The 16,738-nt window shown below is 46.7% G+C and carries 15 protein-coding genes; 8 read left to right on the forward strand and 7 right to left on the reverse strand.

Translation table 11 applies throughout. The features are described from left to right. Positions 1-2: 2 nt before the first annotated feature. The 4 genes from AC58QG_RS27415 to AC58QG_RS27430 form a co-directional block, all read right to left on the reverse strand. Entirely contained in the window at positions 3-1,130 is a 1,128-nt protein-coding gene (locus AC58QG_RS27415; protein WP_497365258.1) for a YheC/YheD family endospore coat-associated protein, read from the reverse strand. Continuing rightward, positions 1,130-2,494, reverse strand: coding sequence for a YheC/YheD family endospore coat-associated protein (locus AC58QG_RS27420; protein ID WP_497365259.1), 1,365 nt, complete (start codon positions 2,492-2,494; stop codon positions 1,130-1,132). Before AC58QG_RS27420 ends, AC58QG_RS27415 begins: the two co-directional genes overlap by 1 nt. 105 nt (positions 2,495-2,599) lie before the next feature. Beyond that, a complete protein-coding gene (locus AC58QG_RS27425; protein WP_497365260.1) occupies positions 2,600-3,706 on the reverse strand; it encodes a YheC/YheD family endospore coat-associated protein in 1,107 nt (368 codons plus the stop codon). Between the two features lie 14 nt (positions 3,707-3,720). Continuing rightward, positions 3,721-5,109 (reverse strand): YheC/YheD family endospore coat-associated protein, encoded by a 1,389-nt coding sequence (locus tag AC58QG_RS27430; RefSeq protein WP_497365261.1) that lies wholly within the window; start codon positions 5,107-5,109, stop codon positions 3,721-3,723. Positions 5,110-5,521: 412 nt separating this feature from the next. On the opposite strand from AC58QG_RS27430, the gene AC58QG_RS27435 reads away from it, so the two are divergent. From AC58QG_RS27435 to AC58QG_RS27465, 7 genes are all read left to right on the forward strand, one after another. After that, positions 5,522-5,839, forward strand: a complete 318-nt coding sequence (locus tag AC58QG_RS27435; protein WP_497365262.1) for a hypothetical protein — start codon at positions 5,522-5,524, stop codon at positions 5,837-5,839. Positions 5,840-5,869: 30 nt separating this feature from the next. Next, positions 5,870-6,835 carry an FAD:protein FMN transferase gene (locus AC58QG_RS27440; protein ID WP_497365263.1) on the forward strand — a complete coding sequence of 322 codons (966 nt, stop codon included), beginning with the start codon at positions 5,870-5,872 and terminating at the stop codon, positions 6,833-6,835. After that, complete coding sequence (locus tag AC58QG_RS27445; RefSeq protein WP_497365264.1) at positions 6,832-7,404, forward strand: ferric reductase-like transmembrane domain-containing protein; 573 nt, start codon at positions 6,832-6,834, stop codon at positions 7,402-7,404. Before AC58QG_RS27440 ends, AC58QG_RS27445 begins: the two co-directional genes overlap by 4 nt. 116 nt (positions 7,405-7,520) lie before the next feature. Beyond that, a complete protein-coding gene (locus AC58QG_RS27450) occupies positions 7,521-8,576 on the forward strand; it encodes an acyltransferase (RefSeq protein WP_497365265.1) in 1,056 nt (351 codons plus the stop codon). 584 nt (positions 8,577-9,160) lie between these two features. After that, positions 9,161-9,889: an oxygen-insensitive NADPH nitroreductase gene (nfsA, locus tag AC58QG_RS27455; protein ID WP_497365298.1), complete on the forward strand. Its 729-nt coding sequence runs from the start codon at positions 9,161-9,163 to the stop codon at positions 9,887-9,889. Continuing rightward, positions 9,876-10,277: a hypothetical protein gene (locus AC58QG_RS27460; protein WP_497365266.1), complete on the forward strand. Its 402-nt coding sequence runs from the start codon at positions 9,876-9,878 to the stop codon at positions 10,275-10,277. Before nfsA ends, AC58QG_RS27460 begins: the two co-directional genes overlap by 14 nt. Positions 10,278-10,452: 175 nt before the next feature. Continuing rightward, positions 10,453-11,781, forward strand: coding sequence for a DRTGG domain-containing protein (locus AC58QG_RS27465; protein ID WP_497365267.1), 1,329 nt, complete (start codon positions 10,453-10,455; stop codon positions 11,779-11,781). Here AC58QG_RS27465 and AC58QG_RS27470 read toward each other — a convergent pair. From AC58QG_RS27470 to AC58QG_RS27480, 3 genes are all read right to left on the reverse strand, one after another. Beyond that, the gene (locus tag AC58QG_RS27470; protein WP_497365268.1) at positions 11,778-12,071 is read right to left on the reverse strand and encodes a YtpI family protein; all 294 of its coding nucleotides are present in this window, start codon (positions 12,069-12,071) and stop codon (positions 11,778-11,780) included. The two genes, AC58QG_RS27465 and AC58QG_RS27470, sit on opposite strands and share 4 nt — an antisense overlap. Positions 12,072-12,156: 85 nt before the next feature. Continuing rightward, the gene (locus tag AC58QG_RS27475; RefSeq protein ID WP_497365269.1) at positions 12,157-12,648 is read right to left on the reverse strand and encodes a sporulation membrane protein YtrI; all 492 of its coding nucleotides are present in this window, start codon (positions 12,646-12,648) and stop codon (positions 12,157-12,159) included. Then, entirely contained in the window at positions 12,645-12,977 is a 333-nt protein-coding gene (locus AC58QG_RS27480) for a YtrH family sporulation protein (protein WP_477590243.1), read from the reverse strand. Before AC58QG_RS27480 ends, AC58QG_RS27475 begins: the two co-directional genes overlap by 4 nt. A gap of 123 nt (positions 12,978-13,100) precedes the next feature. Between AC58QG_RS27480 and AC58QG_RS27485 the strand changes: the two genes are divergently transcribed. Next, positions 13,101-16,706, forward strand: a complete 3,606-nt coding sequence (locus AC58QG_RS27485; protein WP_497365270.1) for a DNA polymerase III subunit alpha — start codon at positions 13,101-13,103, stop codon at positions 16,704-16,706. Positions 16,707-16,738 lie beyond the last annotated feature (32 nt).

Raw genomic sequence — 16,738 nt, forward strand, 5'->3', positions numbered from 1 at the left:
AATCACCTTCTTCTCCGAGTATTAATCAAATGCAAACTGTATTGAATAATCCGTTCTAGTGATTTCTGGCGGATTCGGGGTTCGTCGAATTTCATCGGCTTCGAATTTGCCTCAAAAAACCAGATATGTCCAGAAGTGTCAACACCGATATCCATGGACATTTCGCCAAGTGGATTGCCAGATGATTTCTCTATTTGGGTGGCTAGTGTAACAACCGCATTTCGAACGCGTTTTAGAATGTTTTTGGCTTCTTTGGCTCCAAAAACATACGTAAGCAGCTTCCGCGGCTCATCAATCGACCCACCGCGCGGAACGTGTGTTGTTATGCTTGCTTTACCAGCTACTCGTGCTCCAATGCCAGAAACACTCCATTCACCTTTAGCGGTTTTCTGGACTAAAGCACGCAGATCATAAGCGCGTTCTTTAAATCTGGTTAGCGCAATTCCTTGTTGGACGATATAATCGTGGCCACCGCGATGACTGTCCCATTCATCCCAAATGTCATCCGAGGAGTTGTGAAAGCTATAGACCATTTTTTTGTCTTCTAGTCGACTTAGACGATAGTGTCCATTGCTTCCCTTGGTGCTCACACGATCTATTCGCATAATACCCATTCCGGCTTTACCTTTAACAGGCTTCAAGTAAAGCACAGGGTGCTTCTGTAATAATTGGGAGAGATCAGCTACCTCGTTCATTTGCAATGTATCTGGCATGTAGGGCTTACTTTCCTTCGCGTTATTTAACCAACTGAATAATGTCCATTTGTTAAAAAATGAAGGATTGAATAAATGAATGTTGGTGCTGCGCTTACAGGCTTGAATAGTTTGTTGGACCTCTGGTTTCATTTCCATTTTACGGTAGGGAATGCGGTTATAAACGACTTGAGGAGAGGGAACGAGTTCCCTGCTCCATTTCTTCGCGCTTGGATGAAAACGATAACCGTACATCTCAGAGTTCGAAATACTAAAGTCTTTCGTAGTCACGACATACACGTCGAGACCATATCGTTCTCCTGTTTTAATTAGATCTAGAAAGTTATCTAAGTTTCCGCGAAATACGCGGGAACTGTCTTTCACCGTGAGGATGGCTAATGTAGGTTTAGGTGCTTTTTCGTGAAGGGTAAAACCCATTAGTTTTCCCTCCTTGAGCGGAAGCGGCTCAAATAAAGGCAATGCTCATAAACACTTTGAAGCGTGGCAGTATCTCCGTCTTTCAGTGAGGGATGTTTGAAAATCGATCGACCAGGCTTCGCATTGGCTTCAAACATCCATACTTTTTCATTTTGGTCAATCCCGATATCGAAACCTAGCTCTCCGAGCAAATGATTGTAATTATTTTCAATGCCTTGCGCGAGTTTAATTGCTGTTTCCTTGGCGTTATCAAGAATCTGTTCCCCGCGTGCCCCATAAACTAAACGAAGAACCTGCTCAGGTGTCATGAGTTGACCCCCGTTTCGGATATGTGTTGTCACACTGCCTTTGCCGGATTTCTTAGCTCCAATTGCTGCGACAACCCATTGATTATTACCGTTTTTCGTCAAGTGGAATCGGAAATCAATTGGGCAATTATCAATTTCGATGAGTCGAATTCCTTGTTGGGCGACGTAGCTTGCTAATCGGCCGCGTCCTGTTCCCAGCATTTGCATCAAGCCTTCAAATTTGGAGTAACGAATCAGCACGTTTTTATTCGCTTTCCGATAGCGGACGAAATAACCACGCTTCGGATTATAAGTAACCCGATAAATACCGATTCCTAAGCTGCCTGCTGTTGGTTTCAAGTAAATAAATTTATGTTTATCGAGCATTTCTTTGATCTGTTCGGCAGTGGGATTAATTTTGGATTCAGGTACGAAACGGAAGGCTTCGTCGCCGTCTAACATTTTGTAAACATCCCATTTATCAAAGAAACTCCAGTTGAAGATCGGGATACCTCGTTGCACGAAGCGATTTTTAAATCCCTCCATACCTGCTGATTTCTCTGCTTTACGGCTGGATAGCCGATTATAGATCACATCGGGCAGTGGGAATGTTTTACGTGTCCAACCTCCGCCTTCTTTGGGGATAATGCCCGACACGGTCTCTTGAATCCAGTTCACACTCCTTGGACTGAATGCAAAACTGAAAGAACGTTGAGAACCTGTGTTGATGACTTGACGGATGAAGCCAGTTTTGGAACCGAAAGGCGATGTACCGTTTTCCACATTGGTTAAAACGCCAATAAGTGGACCGATGCGAAGCTCTTTATTATTGGTATTAACTACTAACACATTCCCTGTGCGAGGAATACGCAAGGAGGCCATTAGGGAAAGCGGGATGTACATATGCTGACCACTTTTTTTGATCAAACGGACCGGTAACGAAGTCCCTTTACTCCCAACCTTTACAGTAATGGATTTAGTTCCGGTTAACCGTAAAGCTTTGGCGAGATCACTCGTTAAGTAGACCGATCTATCTGTTCGTTGTACGGCGTGGAGCATACACGATGTCAAACTCATTAGGTTACCCTCCTAAACTTGTTGCCCTACGGGGCTTTCCGTGTCCAAATAAGCAGATATGACTTTCTGCCCCCATGAGCACGTTCAAACAAAGCTTAGCTAACTTCAGCTCAGCTGTTTGTTTAACAAAAATCCAGCATAGTGGATCGGATTTGCAATTGATTTCGTACGTGCTCGCTCATTATGCAAACGGGCAAAAATTGTTCGGCCCGGCTTAGAATTTACTTCTAGAATCCACACGTGTCCGCTGGTATCAATGCCGAAATCAATGCCAAGCTCGGCTAATCGACCGTGATAAGACTCCAGAACAGACGGAATGTGCTTGGAGAGCATCTCAAGCGTGTCAATCAGTTGAGTGGACTTTATTTCACCAAATTCTCTAGTTAGATAATCGCTCACATCTTCGGCAGAACCTCCGCCATGCAGATTGGAGGTTATGCTTCCAGGCTGACCAACGCGAACGGCCATCCCTGTGAGTTCCCAGCCTCCGCGACCATTTTTCTGTACTAAAGAACGAACGTCGTAGGACATCCCTTTCATCGAGTGAAGATCTAAATATTGTTGAAGAAGGTAAGGACGTGAGCCTAACAAGCTCTTAAGCCATTGCCAACAAACAGGCCACTCCTTAAACTCTGCTGTGACGGGATGATTACGTCCATCTCTTCCTTGCACTTGAAATAGGAGACCTTCTTTGTGAATGTGTATCGCACCTTTGCCTTGACTTCCGCCTTGAGGCTTTAAGAATACGTCAGGTCGGCTCTGCAGCCACATTTCAAGTTGATGTCCATTTCGTAATCTACTGGTCTCTGGCAAGAAGGGTAGTAAAGCAGGATCTTTTTGCAGAATCTGCCCCACTTCCCACTTGCCGCCAAGTCCGTAGCCAAGGAATCGAATGGAGGGGATATCACGCAGTTTACGCACATGATATTGATAAGTGAGATAGCTATGTTTATTGCTGAAGAAACAACGATCGTAGATGAGGGAGGGGAGGGGGAACAGCTTGGTAATCCATGCCAACTGTGTCCTATCGTACATATAGCCCCTTACCATGGCTTGCATCCAATCGATGCGATTAGGTGAGAAAACAAACACATCGATCCCTTTGTTAGCGCCATGTGTGGTCAAATTCTGATAAAAGATCGAGCTTGCAAAGGGAAGGTCGCGGTTCAGTTCGGTAACCATGATGCCTAATAAAGGGCGTTGTGTTCGCAATCGCATGTTTCACCTCAATACTTCGCTAAAAAACGAGCGTATTTGACTAACGTTTTTACTGAAGGTCTAATTTTATTTTTAGTGTTGTCGGTGTTTAGTGCTGTATTATCATCTTTAGAAGGCTTGGAGTTAACTTCGAGCAGCCAAACTCTCCCTGATCGATCAACGGCAAGATCAATCCCTAGTTCACCGAAATGACTGGGGATTTGGGTTTCTATTCCTTTGGCTATATCCAAAGAGGCTTTGCGTAGTTTCCGTATAATTGAGGCACGCGTTGGAGTGGAGAAGCCAGCTTTGGCTAATGCTTCAGGAACCGTTGATAAGGTTCCACCGCGTGCAAGATTAGAGACAAAGTGCTGGCTGCCTGCAATTCGACCTACAATCGAAGTGATCTCCCATTCTCCTTTTTCTCCCCGTTGAACAAGTGCTCGGAAGTCAATTGGATTTCCCTCCGCTGTAATGAGATCAAGTCCTTGCTGGATCTGATAACGCTGTGTCTTGAGCTTCCCGGAAATGGACTGGAAGACAGCCAGAAGGGAAGGAAATGTCTGTCTACGTACACCTGCAAGACTTGTTGAGTGAGCCGTATACGATTCACCGAGACCTTCTTTGCGGATACGAATAATGCCATTGCCGAGACTTCCGGTAATTGGTTTGAGGAATAGAGCACTATGGCGAGCAGCCATAGATTTCAGCATTTGAAAGTTTTTGAAGAGATAAGACTCGGGTAAGTAGCTATGCAACGAGCTATCTTTGCGCAAAGCTTCAAAAACCTCTGTTTTGTTCAAATATTTCTCATTAAAGATTTCCGTACCATAGCGGGACTTGACGTCCTTCATGAACTGTTGAACATTGGTCATATTCTCGTACTTACGTGAGGTGAGACGATTGTAAATGACATTCGGAATCGGGAACGTTCTTTTACTCCAAGAACCATTTGCATAGGAATAGGCAGAAATTGACTGAGGGTTGGCGTGCATTTCTTTGGGAGGAAAGAAACACACACTAGCCCCTAGTTGATTACAAGCATCGGTCAATTCTTTGCAAAAAGTGGTGATAGGACCGAAAGGGCGACTGGGGGAACTCGCATTAACGCGGCTAATCATAACGCCAATTAAGGGTCCAATCGACATAGTATTCGAAGTTGGCTTATAGTTGATAGTAAGCCGAGCCCCTTGATGAAGACCTATCTTAGATGCAAGTGCAGGGTCGACGCGGAGGCTATTCGGTACAGCAGCTGTGACCACTTTGACATCCTGCTGATATGAGCCGAATCGCATGTTAATCATTTGATTGGATGGAACTTTCCATTTTCTTGCAATGGCTTCACTTAGAACAACGGTCCGATCATCCAAATAAATGCTGGTGCTTTGAATGGATACGCCAACTTTCGTTCTGGTCAATAGTGAACACTCCTTCCAGCATAAGAAAATCCCTATCGAGGTCATTCAAGGATGATCGACCGCTATTCTCCCCCACAAAGTGGGGGCCCCGGGACAGGAGAGACTTTGGTCTTCGACCAAAGATCCCTATATCTGGTAGATTTTATCGCCAACAAGAAAGCAATTTTCGTTAACCGAAAACGTATCTTTTCTTATATGGACACAATGGCATTGCTGCTCAAGCAAAGTAAACTACTCCATCATATGAGGACATATTTCCCTTTGTGCCTAGGCTTCGGAAGGAAAGCGCCCATTCTTCAAACATAACTTCAGGGAGTATTCAGCTAATTTTTAGGGTTTACTCAGGATTTTAGGTCTTTAACCGCGTATAATGAGCTTAGATTCTTATTCATAGAGATGGGATGGGTTAGGTATGAAAGCATCCTCGAAATGGACCAAATGGCAGATCGGATTCGTAAGTGCGATGATTGTGGTCTATTTGTTCCAGGAAGTCAAAGAAAGCCCAGAGTTTCTATCGGCTGTTCGAGAGGCATCGAATACTAAACTGCCTATAACCTCGGTGACTACACAGAAAAATCTAGATATGCCTAACTCAGAAACATTAGGTAGAAATTCAGATACGAAGATGGAGAGCAGTGGAAGGAGTCGCGACCAGCTTAATCAGACAGACGATTCGATCTCACAATCACTTCCGCAAACGAAGTCCCACACTAGAAGTCATGCATCCTAGTCTTGTGTTTGGAAGGGAGTTGATGACGACATGTTTCACGAGCTCACATTTCGCGCCATGAATGCACACGTACAGCTCCTCCTGGAGTCCGCTACACCTTTAGCTCAGCTTGAAATTCCCGTATTGGATAGTTTCGCTCTTGCGGAACAACGGTTTAGCCGGTTTCTTACCACAAGTGAATGTTCGTATCTCAATGCGAGAAGCGGGCAGCTGAGTTTCGTTTCTGACAGCATGATCGAGGTGCTTGAGTTAGCGAAGTATTATCAGGAACAAACGAATGGCGCTTTTAATATTGGTGTTGGACATGCGATCGAGCAAGCAGGATATAGACAATCCTTTGAGAGAATCAAGGAAAGTACCGTAGAGATCGAACAACAGCCTCCCCTTTCAAGCTCAGGTGTGTCACTGCTAGTGGATGCTAGGATGAAATCGGCTCGTATCTCGGCCGGCCACAAGTTGGATTTCGGCGGTATTGTGAAAAGCTGGACAGCACACCAGGTTGCGAATCAACTGCAGATGGATTGGCAAGTCCATAGAGGCTTCATAAATGCAGGCGGCGATGTGGAGGTGTGGGGAGGAGCGTCGGAGAATGAGCCATGGTGTATTGGCATTGCAAACCCCTACGGATCGGATACTTCCCAAGAAGCAACTGTTCAACTTATATCAGGCGCTGTAGCTACTTCAAGTAAACTGCGTAGACGGTGGCAAACTAGCGAAGGGGAGATGCATCACCTCATTGACACGCGAACGATGAGGCCAAGCCTATCCTCGGTTGTGCAGTGCACCGTTGCCGGCCAAGATTTGATTGCATGCGAAGTATGGGCAAAAGTGTTGTGTATGTTGGGAGTTGAGGTCGGAGTTCCCCTCTTTCAGCGTAGAACACAGGGAATGGAAGCCCTCCTATATACCTCTGTGGGTGATGTGTTTCATGTGAAGCCACTACTCGCCAGCAAGGAGTTAACCTGGACAGGGTTGAAAGGAGCAAGATGCCTATGATTCATTTTTTTATTGAATTACCTACCTGGATACTCATTCGAACCTTTGGTATACTTTCCTATCTATCCTTGTTCGTTGGCATGGCAATCGGTATCACCTATAGTTATCCTCAGATCAAAGGATACAAAAAGGGTCAACTGCTCCGATGGCATACCTATGCGAATATAACAGGGACCTGCTTCGCACTCCTTCATACGGTACTTCTTATTATAGATACTTTCATGCCTTTCGACTGGGCTGAGCTCTTAATCCCTTTTACAGCGGTAAATAATCCTATCTTGAACGGCCTAGGTACTATCGCTATGTATGGTTTACTTCTAGTCATATTTACAACGGATATTCGGCATAAGTTGAAAAGAAAGCTATGGCTTGCTCTGCATATGTTGTCCTACCCGATTTTTGTATTGTCCTTGTTGCACGGCTTCTTTCTAGGAACCGATAGTAAGCAAGGGTGGGCAACGATAATGTACTTGGCAACAGCGATCATCCTTATTGGTTTAACAGTACTGAGATTTCAATTATCATCACGGAAACGTCAAGTTAAGTTAGCGCAAACCAAACAAATGTGATGTAGAGTTCCAATCGATATGATCGGGGCTCTTTTACTTATTCCCTTGTTGCGAAATATGTCGAAAATGTCTATAGTTAAAGGGTATTTATTAGGAAATGAGGATAATAAAACGACATGGCAAAAGCAAAAATCACGGAGCTTGATATTGTCAGAGCAATTTCGATCCTTGCCGTTGTTCTGATTCATGTAACGGCGGACTGGACAGTGGATCCCGCTTTGAAAGGCAGCAGCACGCAGCTGTTTATTTTATTTCTAAACAAAATTAGTTATTTTGCGGTTCCTGTATTTATCTTTTTAAGCGGTATTGTGTTGTTCTATATTTATGCAGATAATTGGAGCGCTAAGCAAGCAGGCATTTTCTATTGGAAACGTGTTCGGCAAGTGCTCGTCCCTTATATTGTTTGGTCCTTTTTCTACTATATATATAATCCATGGCTATGGACGCCTGGGCATCCAATAAAGGTGGATCTACGCGTTTTTCTCGAACAGTTAAAATGGGCAGATTCAGGTTATCATTTGTATTTTATGATCATTATCGTGCAGTTCTACTTGTTGTTTCCGCTTCTCGTATGGGCTGTAAGAAATGCAGCATGGTTTCGTAAAACGCTGGCGCTTTGGGGGTTAGCGATTCAGGCTGGAGTCTACATTTACAGTCATTGGGTCGGTCCAATCAGCCATAAACCTGAGCTATGTATCACGTATTTTGGTTATTTCCTTGTCGGCGGCGCCATAGGTATGAATTATGCTAATTTCCGAGCGTGGCTGGATCGCAACAAAGGGTGGGTCATTCCAGCCACGATTGTGAGCGGATTGGTGTACACGGGTCTCTACATATTAGCATCTAGGGGATATTCCTTTGAAAATACCTGGTTTGAGATTACGTGGCTGATGTACAATCTTGGCATAGGAGTGAGCATGATCTGGATGGCCAAAGAACTCCTGTTAAAATGGAAGCGAGTGGCGAGATTTTTCGTTTCGCTGGGGTTGGTTTCCTTTGGCGTTTACTTAATGCATCCGGCCTTACTTTCCTTATGGAAATATAAGGTGCACATGCCCGGCTCGATTCTACTATTTAATCTCTACAATGGTGTTGTGTTTGTATTGATTGTAGCGATACCGTGGATATTGACATTACTGTATCGGAAGGGAAGAAAAGTGTTGTTGAAGTAAGGTCGTAGATAGACTACATCAAAAACAAACTGCACAAGAACAAACTACACAAGAACAAACTACACAAAAATAGCTCCCACCAAAACTGCGAAAATGCAGCTTTGGTGGGAGTCTTTTCATGGAAATAGGGAAATGCGTGCAAAAAAGCAGTTATTCTATGTTATTTCTCAATGATAGCGGGTTTTCATCGAAAAAGGTTGCTTATTTGCATTAATTTACTAGTTATGAAGTTGGAATGTGGAAAAAAGATGCACATTTGCATTTTTGATCTACATTCCCGCCCCATCACCAGTACCGGCCTCTGCATCTGTACCATCCCCATCGCTTGCAGCCACTCCCGATTCCAAGCCAGTTCCACCCCTATCACCCTGAAACCACTCCCGATTCTAAACCAGTTCCATCCCAATCACCCTGCATCCACTTCGACTCGTAACCAGTTGCATCCCCATCACCTGCATCCACCTCCGTCACCGTCCCAGTCCCATCTCCACGCCTCTGATATACTTCACGCTGATAAGGATTTGAAAATTGCTGATCTTTCAGGGATACTGAGAGAAATTAGATAAAGGATGTGGATCCCGAGAATGAATGCCATTATTGATCTCCTAATTAATCATCGCTCCATCCGGAAGTTTACGAATGAGCCTGTTAGCATCGAGCAACGTAAAGCGATTATCAAGGCTGCCCAGGCTGCCTCCACATCGAGTAATATGCAAGCCTTCAGCGTCATTCATGTCACGGATGCTGATCTAAAGCGCCAGCTAGCCGAGCTAGCTGGCAATCAAGCTTACGTCAGCGAGTGCCCGCTCTTCCTCGTGTGGTGTGCAGACCTGCACCGCTACGCGGAGGCGGTCCACCAACACGTGGACACGCCGGTTACCGGCAATGCTGAGAATCTCATCATTGCCACCGTCGACGCTGCATTAGCTGCGCAAAATGCAGCCATTGCCGCCGAGTCACTAGGCCTCGGTGTCTGCTATATCGGCGGGCTGCGCAACAAGCCCGCTGAAGTATCCGAGCTGCTGGGCCTCCCTCAGCTCGTGTACCCGATCTTCGGCATGTGCATCGGCATGCCGGATCAAGAGCCGCTGCACCGCCCGCGGCTCCCGCTAGAAGCCGTATACCACGAGAATCGGTATACACTGAACCAAACCGCGGTCGAGTCGTACGACGAGACGATCCGCGACTACATGAACGTGCGTACCGGCGGCAAAGTCGATACGACCTGGACCAAGGAAATGGCTGCGAAAGCGCAGCGTCCAAGAAAGCATATGAAAGCCTTTCTCAGCAGCCAAGGCTATGAAGCGGAATAACTTGGCCGTAACGCGCCCTCTGCGTTCATATATCCACTACTTGTCTCATACAATGGAAGTAGGTAGAGCTAGGTTCGAGGTTATTATGAACGAAAGGCGTGTGATTCGGTTGAAAGGTTTCAAAAATGTCGTGTACATGAGTTTGGCAGTCGGCATGCTATTTTATTCCATACCCCAATTAAATTTTCGTGAAGTGGGCTCATTACCGATGATTTTTAGCGTCATCTGGCTTGTGATGGCGTTGCTCATCATTGCCGCGCATTTGCATCAAATCCTTGGTGTAGATGAGGAGAAACGCAAGCAACAGCTCCGAATCAACCGGATGAAGAAATGGCAAATGGAGCAGCTCGTACAAGGCAGACGTAAGCTTCTGCAGTTCCGCAAGTAAAGTAAGAATGGGTAAACCTTTGACTTCGAACATATGTTTGGTATAATGATTAAGAGCATCCAATCCAATAGGGTTGGATGTTTTTGCTTCATCCCAACCTAATTGTTCTTAGCCATTAGAACGATTATACTAGTAGTACAGACTAATACAGGATTTAGTGAATGAGGTGTAACAGTTGGATACACATTCGGTCGATACATTAACGAAGCATGAGCAGATTTTGCGGCATATCGAAGACTTGAAGCTAGGCAGTCGGATTTCTGTACGTAAGATCGCCAAGAATATGGAAGTTTCCGAAGGCACGGCTTACCGCGCGATTAAAGAGGCGGAGAATCAGGGTCTTGTTTCGACCAAAGAGCGGATCGGAACCGTGCGTGTGGAGAAGAAGCTGCGACAGAACATTGATAAACTGACCTTTGCCGAGGTTGTGAATATGGTGGATGGTCAGGTGCTTGGCGGGGCGAAGGGGCTTCATAAGACGCTGCACAAGTTCGTCATCGGCGCCATGGAGCAAGATGCGATGATGCGTTACATTGAGGCAGGCAGCTTACTAATTGTAGGTAACCGTAACCGGGCGCATTTGTGTGCCTTAGAGCAAGGTGCTGGCGTCTTGATTACCGGTGGATTTAACACGAGCACGGAGGTCAAAGTACTGGCGGATGAATTGGAGTTGCCGATTATTTCAAGCAGCTATGATACCTTTACCGTCGCATCGATGATTAACCGTGCCATCTACGATCGCTTGATCAAAAAGAAAATCATGCTCGTAGAAGATATTCTCGCCTCTGGCGCAGCGCTCTTCGCACTAAAGGCAAACAGCACATTGAAGGATTGGCAGCGTATGTCTGAAGATACGGGCTACAGCCGCTTTCCAGTCGTCGATGAGTGGAACCGCATTATCGGTGTCGTTACTTCCAAAGATATGGTCGGTGCGAGCGCACAGCAATCCGTCGATAAATTGATGACACGCAATCCGCTGACCGTTTCCCCCCAAACCTCGGTCGCTTCTGCCGCCCACATGATGGTGTGGGAAGGGATTGAGCTTTTGCCGGTCGTGGATACAAATCGAAAAATCGTCGGCGTACTTAACCGCAGCGATATCTTGAAGGCGATGCAGTCGATTCAGAAGCAGCCGCAGAACGGTGAAACCTTCGAAGATTTGATTTGGTCAGGGATGGAAGAAGTTAGAGATGAGAAGGGCAAATTGCAATTTCATGGTGTCATTACACCGCAGATGACGAATCATTTGGGGACGGTCTCGGAGGGGGTTCTTACGACGCTCATGACGCAGGCAGCTTACCGAATTGTGCAGGAGCATAAGAAGGGTGACCTCGTTATGGATAACATGTCGACCTATTTTCTGAAGCCGCTTCAGATTGATTCTAAAATAGAAATACGACCCACCATCATTGAGGTGAGCCGTAAATTTGGCAAGATCGATGTAGAGATTTATCATGCAGGAACTCTGGTCTCCAAGGCGATGCTAACCGCTCAAGTGATCTAGCGGAGCAAGCGATCGAAGTGACCGTGATTGCGGATACCAACGAAAACATTGAAAACACCGATCAACACGAGTACGGTGCCGAAGATACGGCGGAAGCTGGATTCGCTGAAGAAGAAGATCTGCGTAATTGCAATGAGAACGAGCATGAATCCCATGCAAATGTTCATGCGGGCTGTATACAAGCCTCGTTTGGCGACATCTGGCTCACGACGTGAGCGAATGCTATAGAACAAGGTAAGCCCGAGCAAGAGGCAAATAAGAATGAATAACGTCAATTGTATGGCGTGCATAACGACAATCCGTCCCTTTTAAATGAATTTACAATTAACTTTAGCGATTTTGGGACTGGATTGCAAGATAAGCGGCCAGTTCACGTTACGTTTTTTTCTCTTGCGCCGTAATCCAAATGGTTAATTCCGTCTGTATGAGAACGATGGATTTGACCTCAACAACATATTTCTTATCATGTAAAAAATACGTTCTTTGCGTAATCAGACGCTCGTAGAGTGGCTGAGAATCACGTACAAAGCTTGCCTTTTGACCTATGACGAGCTTGAGTTCACCTTTTACATCGCCTTCAATTTCCTTTTGAATATCCTCGCTGATGAGATCATCTTGATTCTTGGGCAGCAGATGAACATTAATGACATTCACTAAGGTTTGATTGTTTTTCGTCTTATTCAAGCTAGCGATATCATCTTGGAGATCATAATTCTCCTGCAAAACCTTATGTAATTGCACGTATAACTCATTATAGGTGTGTTGATGAATACTCATATATACGGCGCTCCCAATGATCGCACCCGACAACAGCAGTCCAAAGCTGGAAAGCAGTCGTTGGTACCTTGCAAAAGGAGGTATTCTCAAGGCTGATGCCCTCCTTTACAGATCATTTGAATGAGTGCAGTTCCGAATTGTGCCCCTGTAAAAGCAACGATGATATAGACAATCTGTTTGATTGCCGGATTGAGATGGCCGATGGCCACGTGACTTTCAATATAACGGATTGGATCAATGGTACCCCCAACTGCAGCGACCATGGCCCAGATCTTGATATTTTCAGAGATGGTCAGCATTTTCTCTGTGGGAGATTGCAATGTTAATACGGCTGCGATGCCGCTTAACATACTGCCTCCGAATACGACACCAAATGCAATACAGAAATACATGATAATACTTGCCCAAAAGCCAGCCATGTACCAATCGCTTCCTTTCTACTGAGTTGAAGGACAAACTCTCTCTACTACTGTATGGGACTGGCTAGCTGCAATATGATAAAATGTAAGGAATAAATCACGAAAAGAAGGGGGGAATTGCGGATGAGCTCGTTTGTACATCTGCATGTGCATAGTGAATATAGTTTGTTAGACGGTGCGGCACGGATGGAGGAGCTTGTTTCACAAGCGGCTAATCTTGGCATGACCTCTCTGGCCTTGACGGATCATGGTGTCATGTATGGGGCGATAGCATTCTACAAAGCTTGCAAACAACGTGGCATTAAACCGATTATCGGGTGTGAAGTTTACTTCACTGCGGGTTCCATTCGCGATAAAGGAACACGCCAGGAGCAGCCCATTTATCACCTTATCTTGCTTGCGAAGAATTTCAAAGGCTACCAGAACCTAATGAAGCTCACGTCGATTGCACATCTACAGGGCTTTCACTATAAACCGCGTATTGATTTAGAACATCTGTCCCAGCACTCGGAGGGGCTGATTTGCCTAAGCTCTTGTTTAGGCAGTGAGGTTTCCCAGCATTTGCTTCATAACCGATACGACGAGGCTCGTAAAGCGGCAGAGCGCTATCGTGACATTTTCGGTGACGATTTCTTTCTGGAAATTCAAGATCACGGTATGATTGAGCAGAAAAAAGTAATGGTTTCCATGATTGAATTAAGCAAAGAAACCGGCATTCCATTAATCGCGACGAACGATGTGCATTACGTAACAGAGCCGGATCATGTGATGCAGGATATCCTCATTTGTATTGGTACTGGCAAAACCGTGGAAGACACGGATCGGCTCAAGATGGGGACGAGTCAGATGTATTTGAAAAGCGAGGAAGAGATGCGGCGTTTATTCGTCCATGTGCCCGAAGCGCTTGCGAATACAGCTGTGGTAGCTTCGCGTTGTGAATTAGAACTGACGTTCGGGAAGTCGATTTTGCCAAGTTTCAGGCCGATACCAGAGCAGCTAACCGCTGGGACTTATCTGCAGGAGCTGTGCAGACAAGGGTTGGAGCAGCGTTATGCGAGTAAGCCAGAGTGGCATGATGCGAGCCATCCGATGCGGAAACAGGCGGAAGACCGCCTAGCCTATGAGCTGGGTGTCATCGAGAACATGGGCTTCTCCGATTACTTCTTAATTGTATGGGACTTTATTCGATTCGCTCATGAGAAACGGATCATGACTGGGCCAGGGCGGGGATCCTCCGCAGGAAGCTTGGTTGCGTATGTACTGCGCATAACGAATGTCGATCCACTGCAGTATAAGCTGCTATTTGAACGGTTCTTGAACCCGGAACGGATATCTATGCCCGATATAGATATCGATTTTAGTGATGAACGACGAGATGAAGTTATTGATTATGTCGTTGCCAAATATGGCCATGAGCATGTTGCGCAAATTATTACCTTCGGAACGATGGCGGCTAAAGCCGCTGTTCGGGATGTAGGGCGTGTCCTTAATGTTCCTTATGGAGATGTGGATCGAGCTGCTAAAGCGATTCCTAATCAGCTTGGAATGACACTGAAGGAAGCTCTTCAGATGAGTTCAGATTTGAAAGGAATGGTAGCCAGACAGCCTAAGACCGCAGAACTACTGGAGATGGCCATGCGAGTGGAAGGAATGCCTCGACATGCCTCAACGCATGCGGCTGGCGTAGTCATTTCGCGTGAACCTCTTACACATTATGTTCCTTTGCAAGAAGGGACGACACAGACGGCGCTTACGCAGTATACGATGGAGCATTTGGAAGCGATCGGGCTTCTCAAGATGGATTTCCTGGGACTACGGACCCTTTCAATCATTGAACGAACCGTGGATTGGCTTGCCCAAATGGAAGAGGTTCAGATTAACTTTGATCTCCTCAACATGGATTCGGATGATATCACCTATGAGATGCTTAGCAGAGGGGAAACCACAGGGGTTTTCCAATTAGAGTCAACAGGCTGTCGCAAGGTTCTGAAGGATTTGAAGCCCTCTGAATTTGAAGATATTATTTCTGTCTTGGCCTTGTACCGTCCAGGCCCGATGGAATTTATACCGAAATATATTGCCGGTAAACATGGACAGGTGGAAGTTGTATATCCGCATCCAACACTGGAACCGATTCTTCGCGACACCTATGGGATCATCGTTTATCAAGAACAAATTATGCAGATTGCCTCTTCAATGGCAGGCTTCAGCCTGGGTGAAGCAGATCTCTTACGTAGAGCTGTTTCCAAAAAGAAGCGGGAAGTACTCGATGAAGAACGGACGCATTTTGTCTCGGGGAGCTTGCGACAAGGCTTTCATGCCGATGAGGCGAACCATGTGTACGATATGATTGTACGTTTCGCCGATTACGGCTTCCCGCGAGCGCATGCGACGGCTTATGGGGTTCTTGCTTTCCAAACAGCCTATCTCAAAGCGCATTATCCCATTTATTTCATGGCTTCGATGCTAACCGCAGTCATGGGGAACCATCGCAAGGTTGCTGAGTATGTGGATGAATGTCGACGTGTGAAGTTAGCTGTATTGCCGCCCGATGTGAACGGCAGTGGAACGGTGTTTACGCCGGATTCGAGCGCTGGTGCGATTCGTTTCGGCTTGGCCGCCATCAAAAATGTCGGAACACAAGCCATAGATGCCATTCTTAGCGAAAGAAAGAAGGCTCCTTTTGAGAGCTTGCTGGATTTCTGCCGCAGGGTCGATCTCCGCGTGTGTAATAAACGCGTGGTTGAATCGCTCATTCAAGGGGGCGCCTTCGATTCGCTCGGCGGCCATCGTGCTCAGCATCTCGCTATTCTCGATGAAACCATCGCTTCCGCTACGAAATGGCGCAAGGAACGAGATGATTTGCAGCTTCACCTGTTCGGATTCGTGGAAGAACCGAATTGGGAGGTTGAAGTGCCGAACATCCCTCCGATGCCGCAAACCAAGCAGCTCGAGCTCGAGAAAGAACTGCTCGGCATGTATATCTCTGGCCATCCTCTGGATGCCTATGCGGAGCAGCTCGCAGAGCTGGATGCCGTGATGCTGCATCAGCTAACGGAACTGCCAGATCATAGCGATGTCCTGGTTGCCGGGATGATCCTCTCGAATAAGACGATCGTCACCAAAAAAGGCGATCCCATGGCGTTCATGGAGCTGGAGGATCGCATTGATAAGGTCGAGGTGGTCTTGTTCCCCGAGACCTGGAAGAAGTCGGCTCCGCTCGTGCAGAAGGGCAGACTTGTTCTCATCCGTGCGAAGCTGCAGCTTCAGGACGAGGACCCGCCCAAGCTGCTCGCGGAGCAGCTTGCAGCGCTGGACGACACGGAGGCCGTCCAGCGGCTTCGCAGGCAGCCTGCGGCTAGGCGATCCCCTGACGACGTCAGGGATCGTACGCCGCGCCCGGCTGCCCCGCAGAGCGGCACGCGCAGCGCCGCTCCAGCAAGGCAGGCGGCCCCCGCAGCGGGCCGCCCAGAGCCCCGCACTGCGGCTGCTGAGGCGAAGCCGCAGCGCGTGTTCGTCAAGATCACGGCTGACTGCGAGCAGCCGGATAAGCTCTTACAGCTGAAGGCGCTGCTGAAGCTGCATAAGGGCCAGCTCGCGGTTGCGCTTTTCTATGAAAGCAGCAACAAGCTCTTGGCCTTGAGCGACCAGTATCGGGTCGATCCTACCAAGGATCTTATGCGTATGATTGAAACGATTATGGGCAAAGATTCCGTCCGAGTGAAATGAGAAAATCTCTAACATGGTTTTTCTCTTGTGGT

This window comes from Paenibacillus sp. J22P169, assembly GCF_059691995.1.

Bases quoted from the DNA above. Each gene is read 5' to 3' on its own strand.
- AC58QG_RS27470 (WP_497365268.1), bottom strand. From the start codon at position 12,071: ATGCACGCCATACAATTGACGTTATTCATTCTTATTTGCCTCTTGCTC.
- nfsA (WP_497365298.1), top strand. From the start codon at position 9,161: ATGAATGCCATTATTGATCTCCTAATTAATCATCGCTCCATCCGGAAG.
- AC58QG_RS27440 (WP_497365263.1), top strand. From the start codon at position 5,870: ATGTTTCACGAGCTCACATTTCGCGCCATGAATGCACACGTACAGCTC.
- AC58QG_RS27435 (WP_497365262.1), top strand. From the start codon at position 5,522: ATGAAAGCATCCTCGAAATGGACCAAATGGCAGATCGGATTCGTAAGT.
- AC58QG_RS27460 (WP_497365266.1), top strand. From the start codon at position 9,876: ATGAAGCGGAATAACTTGGCCGTAACGCGCCCTCTGCGTTCATATATC.
- AC58QG_RS27480 (WP_477590243.1), bottom strand. From the start codon at position 12,977: ATGGCTGGCTTTTGGGCAAGTATTATCATGTATTTCTGTATTGCATTT.
- AC58QG_RS27420 (WP_497365259.1), bottom strand. From the start codon at position 2,494: ATGAGTTTGACATCGTGTATGCTCCACGCCGTACAACGAACAGATAGA.
- AC58QG_RS27445 (WP_497365264.1), top strand. From the start codon at position 6,832: ATGATTCATTTTTTTATTGAATTACCTACCTGGATACTCATTCGAACC.
- AC58QG_RS27415 (WP_497365258.1), bottom strand. From the start codon at position 1,130: ATGGGTTTTACCCTTCACGAAAAAGCACCTAAACCTACATTAGCCATC.
- AC58QG_RS27485 (WP_497365270.1), top strand. From the start codon at position 13,101: ATGAGCTCGTTTGTACATCTGCATGTGCATAGTGAATATAGTTTGTTA.
- AC58QG_RS27450 (WP_497365265.1), top strand. From the start codon at position 7,521: ATGGCAAAAGCAAAAATCACGGAGCTTGATATTGTCAGAGCAATTTCG.